Here is an 11,633-nt window from a genome sequence, read left to right as displayed (position 1 = left end):
AGTTGGTACTTCGTGAGTAGAGTGACCTGATCCCGGACTTTTTCCTCAGAAACTCGTGAGAGATAGGGACGACCGTGAAAATGCACAAAAACGGCTTTACAGCCCCGTTTCATCATGCGATAGGCCGCCACAGGAGAATCGATGCCACCGGAAATGAGACAGATGACTTTTCCCCCGGTTCCCGTCGGTAATCCCCCGGGTCCTGCATCGCGTTGACAGCAGTAGTAGGCGTAGGGAGGGACTAATTCCACCAAAATCGTCATATCGGGGTGTGAAAGATTAACTTGTTTGCCGGTGTGTTCCACGACATAGGCCCCGATTTCCCGTTCCACGTCCATGGAGGTTTTGACGAAACGCTTATCTGCCCGTTTGGCACTCACCCGGAAGGTGGTAAAAGGACGAGTGGGCAGATGGGCAATAATCGCATCTTTGAGAGCTGCCAGATCGGGTTGGTCGTAGGACAATGGTACGGCTCTGGTCAGGGAAAAATTGACGATACCAAATACACGCTTGATCTGTTCCTGCAAGCGAGGCCATGCCGCCTCATCCTCGAAGCTCACCCGGATGCGTCCTTGGAGTGCTTCGACATGCACATGCGCTAAAGGTTTCAGGGCTCCTCGCAAATGGTGGACTAACCGGTATTCGAAATGTTTCCGGTTGCCTCCCTTGAGAGCGAGCTCATGATAATGGACTAAGACATGAAGCATCAGTGGAGCGATTCTAGATATCGCTCGGCGTCGATGGCTGCCATGCATCCGGATCCGGCAGCCGTAATGGCTTGGCGATAATGTGAATCCTGCACGTCACCTGATGCAAACACGCCTGGGATGTTGGTGGTAGACCGATTGGGCTGAGTACGGATGTAGCCTTGCTCATCCATATCGATGTGTCCGGCAAACAGGCTGGTGTTCGGTGTATGGCCGATGGCCACAAAAACGCCTGATAGCGGAATTTCTTCAACCTGGTTGGTTTGGACGTTGCGGACCCGTATCCCGGTTACGAGATTGTCACCCAGGACTTCTTCCAGAGCACTGTTCCACTGAAATGCAATTTTTTCATTCGTCATCGCCCGGTCCTGCATGATTTTTGAGGCGCGTAATTTATCACGACGATGAACGAGAGTGACTTTCGAGGCGAATTTTGTCAGAAATGTGGCTTCCTCCACAGCGCTATCACCGCCGCCGATGACCGCAATCTCCTTGCCACGGAAAAAGAATCCGTCGCAGGTGGCGCAGGTTGAAACGCCATGCCCCATCAAGCGGCTTTCGGAGGGCAGGCCCAATAAATTGGCCGAGGCACCGGTCGCAATAATGAGGGTTCTGGCTTCCAGAGTGGCTTCATCGTCAACTGTGACTCGAAAGGGACGCACCTGGAGATCAATCTTGGTGACATGACCCTGGCGGAATTGGGTGCCGAACCGTTCGGCTTGAGCCCGCATGTCTTGAATAAGTTGAGGTCCCATGATGCCCTTGGGGAATCCGGGGAAATTTTCCACGTCGGTGGTGATGGTTAATTGTCCGCCAGGCTGCGAACCATCAATAAGCAAGGGGGAAAGGTTGGCTCGAGCGGTATAGACGGCGGCGGTTAATCCAGCCGGGCCCGATCCCAGAATAATGACGTCATGCACCATGCGAGGACTCCTTACGGTTAGACATGTAGTTGAACGGTCTATGGGGTATTGAGGGTATGGCGGGCCGTTCGTGATCTCGCCTCGTTGACATAAGTCCTATACAATGACAGGACCGCACGGCGCAACCGGGTACGTGACCAGGTTCCATCCAACACGGCATCGGCATAGTCGAGTTTGTGATTGAGTGGCATTTGTTGTCTGATTCGCCGAAGAGCTTGGGCCTTGGTCAGGCCATCACGGCGGCAGGCGCGGGCAAGTTGAGTGGCCCGGTCAGCGGTGACGACCATGACATGATCCATGCGTTTGTGTGCACCGGCCTCCAGTAATAACGCAGCATCATAAATAATGACGGCATGGGGATCCTCCTGTTGAATGCTCCTAACTTGCTTGGCCTGCTCTCGGGCGACACGAGGATGAATGATCGTTTGCAAAACGTGTAATTTCTTAGGGGATTTGAACACGATGTCGGCGAGGGCCTGGCGGTTGATGTTAAGGTCTTCAGTGAGCACCTTTGCCCCAAATTTTTTGACGATATCCCTCCAAGCTGGTTTTCGCGGTTTGACAACGGCTCTGGCCAGTTCGTCGGCGTCAATAATCCTGGCTCCAAACGATTCAAAAATCCTGGCAACAGTCGTTTTCCCTGATGCCAATCCTCCAGTCAACCCGACGACGATCATGCCCAACCATAGCATAGGGGGTGGGGAGCGACAATAAATATGGAAAAACTTGGATACCTGCTTGACCCTGCCAAACTCCTTGGGGTATTGACTCGATGAGACTTTTTTAGGAGTGGGCTGATTGACCGCCAAGAATGACAGGGGAATAAACCACGTGATCGTTCAACACATGCTGACCATCTTTCGACCAGTTATTTTTTCGTGTGCCCTGATTCTGTGTGTCCTGTCTGGGTTGGCGCCTGCCAACCCTGAGGCGCCTTCTCCACCTCAAGCCCCCGTCTCGTCGGTATGGCAGGTTGCCTTGGATGGATCAGGGCATTTCACTTCAATTCAAGAAGCCATTGATCAGGCTGTCTCGGGTGACACGATTTTGATCAAACGGGGATCTTATGCCGAGGATGTCACCGTCCATAGCAAAGAGGGGTTGTCGATTATTGGTGAAGGCATGGACCTGGTCGTTTTGAGCGGGGAAAAGCGTGTCGGGACCCTCCATATTGGCAAATGGCCATATGGAGCAACAAATGTGACGATTAGGGATCTCTCCGTGATTCAACATGGGGGATTGGGAGTTGGGATTTTTAATGGCAGTGGTGTGAGACTAACACGGATTCGTGTCAATGGCATGGTGTTTAGTCAACAGGTCCAGGATGTGCACTTGGAAGATTGTGTGATTGGTGATAGTGAGACAACAGGTGTGGCATTTGCGGATTCTACAGGCACCTTATCGGGCAATCTGATTTACCATAATGACCATGGTGTGGCTATTGGTGGAAACTCAGATGTGACCCTGAGACGGAATGTTATTACCCGAAGTCTCTATGAGGCCGTGTTGATGACGGATCAGTCCAAAGCCCGGTTGATTCAAAATACTCTGGTTCAGAACGGAGGCGGAGCTGCCTTTCAGGACGACGCGCAAGCGGATGTGCAGGGAAATATTATTAGTCAGAGCGGCGTAGGTTTTCTATTCTTTCCGGGGAGCCATACCATGCTGGCTTTTAATGCCTTGTCTGACAATCAGGGGGATTATGTCATGACGGGCACTCCCCCCACGCCAGCTCTTGATCGCGCAGGAAAAACGGATGTCCAGCTTACTCCTGGATTTCTTAATCCTGAAAAGGGTGATTTTCGTCTTCAGGCCGATTCCTCCCTGATCCAGATTGGTGGTTTTACCTACTTAGGGGCTCTGCCTCCTGTTTCTTCTCACCCATAATTTTCTTGTTTGAATGCTGAAAGCCAGGGTTTTACCCTTCGGGATGCTTTTAGCCATTCATTCTCTGTCCTTGGCGGGCCTCCTTCGCCGAAGTAGCTACGACGGCTGAAAGCGGCTTCGCGTCTGCCCGCTGAAGCGCTTTGATCTCCTAGCGTGTTGGTAGGCGACATTTGCTCGTGCTCAAGGATTTTTCCGTATGTTCCATCCATCCAAATGGCTACAGCTTTCCCTTCGAGAGATCTGACGACAGGACGAGCCTGTTTGAATCCTCTATGAATTTTCCCGATTGGTTTTGGTTACCCATACGTGAATAAAAATGACAAATATTTAACACCTTCAACAATCCATTTGTTATTGGGACATCTTATTGGGACGTCGTGAGTCTATCACGTGCCTCTCCTTCGGCTCCTACCAGCCCCAAGGTACAGATGCTCAGGATTCTGGACATCGCAGAACTACAGCGTTTTGGATTAGGGTTGTTGTTTGGGACGGAGAATCAAGCGAGCATGCTCGGCGTCCAGGGTAACGAGGAAGTGTTTAAGGAAGGACATGCCCAGCAGGCCTTCGATGTGTTCCGGAATATCCGGGAGATCGTGAAGAGCTACAGCGACATTGGTGGCTTGTGCCGTTCCAACCGTGATGGAGGAGAGATAATTCATGTTGACTTGAACTGACCCTCCGGCGGTGTTGACGGTTAGAATTTCGTTGTCGGTTGTTCCCAGGATTCCCAGATCAATGGCGACCTGAGTCGAAAGAACGGTCATGGAGGCACCGGTATCGACAATGAGTTGGGCTGATCGTTCTTGATTCAATATCACATGAACGAGAAATGACCCTCCACTTTTGGTGAGGGGGACGGTGATTTCCTCATTGAACGGGCTGTCCTGCTCTTCCTCATTCAGGGAGGAGAAACTGGTAGAAATCTGGGTAACAGGAGGAGTCTGAGGAGGAATGGACGGGGTGGTTGCTTGAAGTGTTGGAGTCGCAGATAAAACTTGATTGGTCAGAGAAGAGCTTTGTGACGGCAATAGGGTGCATTTAAATAGTTGGACCGGATTATCTGTTAAGACGCGTGCGCCAAATTCATCAACACAGTCATACGTCGCTGAATGTCCTGAAGACACCGATAGAACACCGGAAACTATCACTCCGACCAGCCACCATATGGTGGTGTGATGAGAGTTCCTAAGAAACACAACAGTGCGACGTTCATGCATAGTGGGAAAAGGATACCAAGATGCGGAGGGAAAACGCTATGAAGCTGATTATCCGCTGGTATCGGGTGTTAAGGGAATGGTGGCCTGAACATGAGAGCCGGTTTCCAACACCTGGGTTGACAGAACCACGGTTTCTGGTTCGATTTTGTGCACCTGCACGCGACCTTCCAGCATCTCTCCCTGTTTGACAATATAGATGGCCTGCCCATTGGTGAGGAAGGCCTGGCTCTCACCCCCCTTGGTTAAATACCCCAGGAACCGGAATTGGTTGAGTTGTTCTTGGGCTCGTTGTCCTGCTAGATCGGCAAAAGAAGGACCTGGGGGTGGCGGTTGGGATGGCGACGGGGAGAAATCCGCCTTAGGGAGGCCGGAAGTGGGGGATTTGGCTGTTTCCTGTCTGGCGACCTGAGACATGCCTAGAGGTGCAAAGATATTCCGAGGGAGAGAGAACGTCGCTGTTTGTCGAGGATTAGGAAAATCCGGGTCTAACTTCAGATCTTTCAGTGGTGGAAGTGGGCTTTCTGACGTGGCAGAGTGAAGCAAAGGATCTGTTGGCGCCGAATCCCACATTTGGAAGATTGTCACTATTCCCCAAGCCGATAGTAGGCCTCCTAACACCAGCCATTTTCGTTGATTCGTCATTAGGTTTTCGTCTTTTTAACCGGTTCAGGGAATTCTTTCAGAAAGGTAGAGACCTTCAGTTTAAAGATGACCCCTTTCTGTTTTTTAGAAGTTTCAACGGAAAGTTTTTCAATAAAGAGATAGGGCCAGCGTTGCTCCAATTCAAAAATGAATTTTCGAATAGCTTCATAGGGCCCCACGGCTTCAAACGCAAACGTGCCTTTCGTCGCCAGTTTATGGGAGAGGGGTTTGAAGTCGTATCCCATGCCAGGGATTTGTACGTGATTTTGTTTCGCCAAATCAGCTATGTCCAAACTCAAATCTGTGAATTCTCCAGAATCCGGAAGCGCGTTCCACATGGTAGATAGAATAGTTTGAGTCTGCCTGGCTGTCTGCATGGTTGTTTGTGTGTGCAGGGAAGCTTGATTCAGGGCTGTGATGTGTTGAAACCGGTCCTGGGCCGGGTAAAAGATAAAGGCAAACATCCCGACTGATGACAGTCCGGCAAGGATTGTCACGATGAACAACGGACTTAAATATTTTGAGATCCGAATCGTCGTCTTTGATCGTTGTATGATCTGAAAAGAATTCATCATTGCCTGGGAACCCCCGCCAGGTGAGAAGCCGAATGTCGGGTATCATACGTCACTGTGAGCGTAAACACGCTATGTGAGTTACCCTGATCCTCTTTGGTGTTTTTTGTGGAATGCTGCGATAGCAACACATTCTGAAAGGCTGCGTGCTTGTCCAGCTGATGAATAAGTCGGTTGAGATCTGGTAGAGATGCTGCCGATCCTTGAAGAAGAATCGTGTCGGTTTTTTCATCGAGAGACACCGAGTTCACGGTGATATCCGAAGGAACGGCTGTTTCCAGATCGGTCAGTAATTGTGTCCAGGAAAATCCAACCCGTTCACGAACCTGTTTCACAAAAGTGACTTTTGCCGGAATGCTTCGAATGGCCTGGTGCGAAAGGTCAAGCCCCGCCGCCCTGGCTTGGGAGACCAATTGTTCGTTGGCCGTCTCGACACTGGCTCCTTGGTCTTCTAGGACATCAATCTGCTCATGTAATGAGTTTCCCTGCCACCAGAATGAAGCGGTAAGAGCGAGTGCACCGGCGGTGAGGAGGGTGAGCCCGAGTTGGGACAATTGAAGAAAAGAAATACCGGGTGCAGATACATTTCTATGTACACGTGGGATCATCATGCCACCATCAGACTGGCAAAGCCGGGCAATGCCGCTTCTTCCTGGCTGTTCACCGCCAGATGTGTGTTTAATAAATGAAAATGTGAGGCATGAGAAAGCGAGGTGACTCGAATTTGAGGCTCATGTCCTCCACTGGCCTTCAGGGTCTGTTGAATGCGGTCGAGAGGCGGCATAAGGCTCTGCCCATGGGTCAGATCAGTTGTCATGAACAGATTAACCGGAGAAGATGCCGTGGCAGATATGGGAAACATCTCGAAATAATATTGTAGGGATGCCAGGATTTCCTTTTCCACCTTCATGGCAATGTACGAAGAATAGGGATTATTTCCTGTGGGGGATTCTTGAGGTGCGTCAGAAGAGGATTCTCCTGAGGATGTCGGGCATTGTTCTCTGGTTTCCCCGTGTTCCTCAGACTCAGGATCCAGCGAAGAATCTTGAGAGTGATGGGCCTCCGTTTTGATGGCAAGAGCTTTCGTGCGGATGAAGCGTGGACTGCCTTCCTGACAGGCTAAAAAGGTAAAACCCCAATGACTCATGAAGAGGAACATGACTGTTGGGGGATGAGAGTTCTGAGAAAGGTTTTCAGCCGTGAGCATGTCCTGGATGTTGGGACGGTACAGATCAAAGATATCGAGCCCCGACATTCCGACAGAAGTTGGGATCAGATCTGCTTCCAAGCACATGTTCTCATATTGTTCAATAATTTCATGGCGAATGGCCGTGCCTAACACTCTGACATGGTCTATGTTGCCTGGGGCGAGGGAATCCCTGACCGACGTGGGCACATAGAGGCCAAAAGACAGTCGCGATTGGGAAGTATCAAGTTTAAGGTCCTGTTGAAAACGCCAATTCACCAGTGCCGTTTGCTCCGGTTTTTTGGTGGGAAAGGATGCAAAATCAAAGATGCTCGTCCTGGCGCATATGTCCGGAAGACTGAGTGCAATGGAGAGCGGGCGACGATAGGGCTTGACCAGCGTCTTAAGTTGAGTGAGAAACTCATTGGGATTGGCAATGTTGGGTTTCGCCGAAGAGAGCGTGAGTGCCCCAGGCGAGAGGGGGCGTCTGGCGATGTGCCGGAGCGTCTTCTTACGCCATGATTTTTTGATTTCTACCAGGCATAACCCATCCTCAGAAATGGAGAGTGCCACGGTGGGTGCCGAAATGGGAAAAAAATGCATCAGATTTCCTCGATCGGAGTGACCCGATTAATTTCCTTGAGCGTGGTTTCTCCTCGATAGACTTTTTCAAGAGCTGCTTGCCGTAAGGTGCTCATCCCCTGTGCCATGGCAGCTGTGCGAATTTCTGATATGGATTTCTCGTTTAAAATCATTTCCTTGATGGAATCGGTCATATCTAAAAATTCTGTAATGGCCTTTCGGCCGCGGAAGCCCAAGCCGTGACATTCATTGCAGCCTTTGCCTTCGTAGAAGGTCAGGTGTTTCACATCCTCATACTCAATGCCGGATTCTTCGCACTGCTCAGGGTGAATTTGCACGGGAACGCGGCAGGTTGGGCAAATGGATCGGACCAGACGCTGAGCGAGTATGCAACTCAAGGAAGCTACAAAATTATACGATTCAATGCCCATATTCACAAACCGGCTAATGACATCAAAGGCATTATTCGCATGCACGGTGCTAAAGACTAAATGCCCCGTGAGAGCCGATTGAATGGCAATTTGTGCCGTCTCTAAATCCCGAATTTCTCCAACCATAATCTTATCAGGGTCGTGCCGCAAAATGGATCGAAGCCCTCTGGCAAAGGTGAGCCCCTTCTTTTCATTGACTGGAATTTGTACGATCCCCTTTAATTGATATTCCACCGGGTCTTCTATCGTAATAATTTTATCTTCGTCGGAGTGCACCTCATTGATCGCGGCATACAGGGTTGTGGTTTTTCCGCTTCCCGTGGGTCCGGTGACCAGGACCATTCCATAGGGTCGAATGATGGCTCGGCGGAAACGACGGAGATCCTCGCCGGTATAGCCCAGGGCTTCCAGGCGCAGCCCTTGGACGCCCGCCGAAATATGTTGTTTATCCAGAATTCTGATGACCACCGATTCACCGAACACACTTGGAAGAATGGAAACCCGGAAATCAATAGTTCGGTGATTCAGGAGTAATTTGAACCGACCATCTTGCGGCGTACGACGTTCTGCGATATCCAGTTCGGACATGATTTTGAGCCTGGAAATAAGAGAGGGGTGAATGCCGGTATCAAAAGGTTCCATGGCTAAATAGAGAACCCCGTCAATCCGGAATTTCACATCGACCGTGCGCTCAGTGGGCTCAATATGGATGTCACTCGCCTGCTTTTGCAGGGCGGTTAAGATAATCGTATTCACCAGTTTGACCACTGGGCTGAGATCCTTGGTGATCCGTTCAACGGAGAGGATTTCCTCCCCTTTCTCGTCCTCTTTAATCAGGACCGGATCCAATTCGGCTTTGATGCGCGTGAGCACCTGGCTATTGCCTTCGCTATTGCCCAAGGCTTCAAGTATGGCTGAGTGAGACGAGACGACCAATCGCAACTCAAATCCCAATTGGTGTTCCAATTCATCGATGATTCGCAGGTCCTGTGGTTTGGCGATCGCGATGGTCAGAATCGGGCCTTCTTGTTCAATGGGCACAAATTCATACCGATGCATCAGTTCGACCGGGATGGACTCCATTAATGATGACGGGATGCGAAATTCCTTGAGGTTGTTCCAGGGCAGTCCATATTGATCAGCCAGGACCTGGCCGATCACCTCTTCCGTGAGCGTGCCTTGCTCCAACAAAATGGCCGCAATGGTCTGATTCGTCGTGCGGGCGGTTTCGAGCAGAGTCTCCTTATCCCCTTCCCGGATGAGACCCTTTTCCACCAAGAGGTCCTCGAATGGCATGCGTTTAACGGGTGTGGTCATATTATTCTTTCGTCGAGGTCACTTAGTGGTTACACGGCCCCTGCCATTTGAAAAATAGGGAGATAGAGGGCAATCACCACCCCTCCTAAAATAACCCCAATCAGAATGATGAACATGGGTTCGATCCAGGTCATGAGTCGGGATAATTGAAAATCCAATTCCCCTTCATGAAACTCCGCGACCTCAAAGAGCATGGCTTCAAGTGAACCGGTGGTTTCTCCGACTTCAACCATTTCCAGGGTAAGCCGTGGGAGAAAGTTCTCTTTCCTTAATGCCACTGAGAGGCTGGTACCTTCTCGAACATGTACAATAACCGATTGAAGCGCTTGGGCGAAGACTTTGTTGGGCATGGATTTAGCCGTGACCTGCAGCGCTGATAATAAGGGGATTCCTCCTCCAAGAATAGTTGAGAGGGTTCTGGCTAAACGAATAACTTGATTTTTCAAAAACAAGGGACCAAGTACCGGCGCATGGAGATATAACCAATGTATTTGCCATTGACCTTGAGGAGTGTTTTTCCACCAATAGATCGCTATGCCCCCAAGTCCCATGATAATCAGAAGTCCCATCAGCCATCGGGTAGCCGATTGCGTCAGATCAATCAAGAGCTGAGTGGCCCATGGCAATTCGACGCGACTTTCTTTATAGACTTCCGCAAATGAGGGTAGAACAAAAAAAAGCAGGCCGATGGTCACCAGGAGACCAAACCCTAATAAGAATATGGGATAAATAGTGGCTTTGACGACTTTTTCTCGAACCCCGATCAGCATTTTTAAATAGGCAATGTATCGGCTCAGGACTTCCGGCAGATTGCCAGCCTGCTCACCGGCTCGTAGTGAGGCTTGGTAAAGTTCGGGGAAATAGGTTGGATGATGGGTCATGGCTTCAGAAATAGCCGATCCTCCCCGAATGTGCTCACGGACCGATTGTAAGGCTTGCTGAAATCCCCCTTGGGTGTTTCGTTCTGCCAGGAGATCAAAACACCGTAACATGGGCAATCCGGCTTTGAGTAACGCTAAAAATTCCTGGTTAAATATCAGAAAATCTCTGAGCGCTAAAGGGCGTTGCCGTTTTTTGCCTGAGACGATCTTTCTGGTGCCAGAGTCTGCCAGGTCAAGAACAAGCAGTCCTTGTGCCTCGAGTTGAGATCGAAGGCTTCGAGGGGATTCGCTTTCCCCATCGGTTTCAATAATCGTTCCATCCGGACGAGCGGCTTTATAATGAAACCGGGGCACTAGGGTGACTCAGGTGATTGGGGATTGCCAAGCGAGAGTATATGTTTTGGCTCAGGGGCACTTTCCACACGATTGTCCTGTAGGGGCATGTTTTCATGTACCGGTTCAGTCAGGGGCTCTTGGATGGCAGGGGAAGCCGGTAACTCAGTTGTATTACTTGAAGAATTTGACGAATTTACCTGGGGTACCAATGGGGAGGTGACCTGAATTTTGAGTCCCGTCATAATCACGTCAGAATTGAGTTCATTCCATTCGCGTAATTGGGCAACGGAGACTTGATACATCTGTGAGAGTTTCCAGAGGGAGTCGCCATTTTGAATGACGATTCGTCCTTGGGAATCTGGTATGCGTCTATCTCCGGAGGAGGTAGGTGGGTTGGGGACCGGGAGTTTCGTTTTCAGGGGTTGTCCCTTACCGTAGGGCCTATGGATTTCCTGTTTGATCAGCGTGATGTCAGTGGAAAGCTGTTTCATGCTCGCCATAATCTGCTGGAATGATTGGTTGAGAAGTTGAATGTCTGATACGAGTTGCGTGGTGTCGGGCATGCTGGCAACCTGGCCTTCAAGTTCCAGGTTGTGCTTTCGCAATTCATCCCGCTCGGCCTGGGAGTTCAGAAGTTCTCCACGAAGGTGTTGCAGTTCAAGCCCTTGATCCTGTTCTCGATGCTGAATGGATTGAGTATGGCCTCGCAGCGATTGCAGTTCACCGGCTTGTTTGGCCATGAGAACTTTTATTGCCCCTATTTCAGCCCGTAAATTTTCGTTTTCGGTTCTGGCTTCCTGCAGAAGAACCTGTTGTGGAGTAGCCTGGGAGGCATATCCTATCAATGAGTCGACCGCGACCGGTTTCGTCGGTTTCTGAGCACAGCCGCCTACAGCCAGGATAAATGTGCCACTCAGTATCATGTGTGTCCAATGATTACGTTTCATGTCCT

At 50.3% G+C, this 11,633-nt stretch carries 12 protein-coding genes; 1 reads left to right on the top strand and 11 read right to left on the bottom strand.

The window, feature by feature from the left end:
- The 3 genes from AAH187_RS04200 to coaE form a co-directional block, all read right to left on the bottom strand.
- A partial coding sequence (locus AAH187_RS04200; protein WP_342347183.1) for a THUMP domain-containing protein occupies window positions 1–707 on the bottom strand: 707 nt, incomplete at its 3' end.
- Complete coding sequence (gene trxB, locus AAH187_RS04195) at window positions 707–1,630, bottom strand: thioredoxin-disulfide reductase (RefSeq protein WP_342347182.1); 924 nt, start codon at window positions 1,628–1,630, stop codon at window positions 707–709. The genes AAH187_RS04200 and trxB, both read right to left, overlap by 1 nt.
- Before the next feature lie 38 nt (window positions 1,631–1,668).
- On the bottom strand, window positions 1,669–2,307 hold the full coding sequence (gene coaE / locus AAH187_RS04190) for a dephospho-CoA kinase (RefSeq protein WP_342347181.1): 639 nt from the start codon (window positions 2,305–2,307) through the stop codon (window positions 1,669–1,671).
- Window positions 2,308–2,461: 154 nt separating this feature from the next.
- Between coaE and AAH187_RS04185 the strand changes: the two genes are divergently transcribed.
- On the top strand, window positions 2,462–3,517 hold the full coding sequence (locus AAH187_RS04185; protein ID WP_342347180.1) for a pectinesterase family protein: 1,056 nt from the start codon (window positions 2,462–2,464) through the stop codon (window positions 3,515–3,517).
- Between the two features lie 470 nt (window positions 3,518–3,987).
- On the opposite strand, the gene AAH187_RS04180 is transcribed toward AAH187_RS04185, so the two are convergent.
- The 8 genes from AAH187_RS04180 to AAH187_RS04145 form a co-directional block, all read right to left on the bottom strand.
- A complete protein-coding gene (locus AAH187_RS04180) occupies window positions 3,988–4,665 on the bottom strand; it encodes a retropepsin-like aspartic protease (protein ID WP_342347179.1) in 678 nt (225 codons plus the stop codon).
- Window positions 4,666–4,782: 117 nt separating this feature from the next.
- On the bottom strand, window positions 4,783–5,376 hold the full coding sequence (locus AAH187_RS04175; RefSeq protein ID WP_342347178.1) for a hypothetical protein: 594 nt from the start codon (window positions 5,374–5,376) through the stop codon (window positions 4,783–4,785).
- Window positions 5,376–5,951 (bottom strand): hypothetical protein, encoded by a 576-nt coding sequence (locus tag AAH187_RS04170; RefSeq protein ID WP_342347177.1) that lies wholly within the window; start codon window positions 5,949–5,951, stop codon window positions 5,376–5,378. Before AAH187_RS04170 ends, AAH187_RS04175 begins: the two co-directional genes overlap by 1 nt.
- Entirely contained in the window at window positions 5,948–6,559 is a 612-nt protein-coding gene (locus AAH187_RS04165) for a PilN domain-containing protein (RefSeq protein ID WP_342347176.1), read from the bottom strand. Before AAH187_RS04165 ends, AAH187_RS04170 begins: the two co-directional genes overlap by 4 nt.
- A complete protein-coding gene (locus tag AAH187_RS04160; protein ID WP_342347175.1) occupies window positions 6,556–7,737 on the bottom strand; it encodes a hypothetical protein in 1,182 nt (393 codons plus the stop codon). Before AAH187_RS04160 ends, AAH187_RS04165 begins: the two co-directional genes overlap by 4 nt.
- Window positions 7,737–9,464, bottom strand: a complete 1,728-nt coding sequence (locus AAH187_RS04155; protein ID WP_342347174.1) for a GspE/PulE family protein — start codon at window positions 9,462–9,464, stop codon at window positions 7,737–7,739. The genes AAH187_RS04160 and AAH187_RS04155 overlap by 1 nt, the downstream gene beginning before the upstream one ends.
- A 29-nt stretch (window positions 9,465–9,493) precedes the next feature.
- Window positions 9,494–10,699: a type II secretion system F family protein gene (locus AAH187_RS04150; protein WP_342347173.1), complete on the bottom strand. Its 1,206-nt coding sequence runs from the start codon at window positions 10,697–10,699 to the stop codon at window positions 9,494–9,496.
- On the bottom strand, window positions 10,699–11,628 hold the full coding sequence (locus AAH187_RS04145) for a LysM peptidoglycan-binding domain-containing protein (RefSeq protein WP_342347172.1): 930 nt from the start codon (window positions 11,626–11,628) through the stop codon (window positions 10,699–10,701). Before AAH187_RS04145 ends, AAH187_RS04150 begins: the two co-directional genes overlap by 1 nt.
- Between the last annotated feature and the right edge of the window lie 5 nt (window positions 11,629–11,633).

The organism is uncultured Nitrospira sp., from assembly GCA_902500695.1.
Lineage (GTDB): Bacteria > Nitrospirota > Nitrospiria > Nitrospirales > UBA8639 > Nitrospira_E.
Note: the sequence above shows the minus strand (reverse complement) of the source record. Positions and strands in the feature narration are given on the sequence as shown.

Coding starts and splice junctions, on each gene's coding strand:
- AAH187_RS04170 (WP_342347177.1), bottom strand. CDS start 5,951: ATGATGAATTCTTTTCAGATCATACAACGATCAAAGACGACGATTCGG.
- AAH187_RS04165 (WP_342347176.1), bottom strand. CDS start 6,559: ATGATGATCCCACGTGTACATAGAAATGTATCTGCACCCGGTATTTCT.
- AAH187_RS04145 (WP_342347172.1), bottom strand. CDS start 11,628: ATGAAACGTAATCATTGGACACACATGATACTGAGTGGCACATTTATC.
- trxB (WP_342347182.1), bottom strand. CDS start 1,630: ATGGTGCATGACGTCATTATTCTGGGATCGGGCCCGGCTGGATTAACC.
- AAH187_RS04175 (WP_342347178.1), bottom strand. CDS start 5,376: ATGACGAATCAACGAAAATGGCTGGTGTTAGGAGGCCTACTATCGGCT.
- coaE (WP_342347181.1), bottom strand. CDS start 2,307: ATGATCGTCGTCGGGTTGACTGGAGGATTGGCATCAGGGAAAACGACT.
- AAH187_RS04155 (WP_342347174.1), bottom strand. CDS start 9,464: ATGACCACACCCGTTAAACGCATGCCATTCGAGGACCTCTTGGTGGAA.
- AAH187_RS04160 (WP_342347175.1), bottom strand. CDS start 7,737: ATGCATTTTTTTCCCATTTCGGCACCCACCGTGGCACTCTCCATTTCT.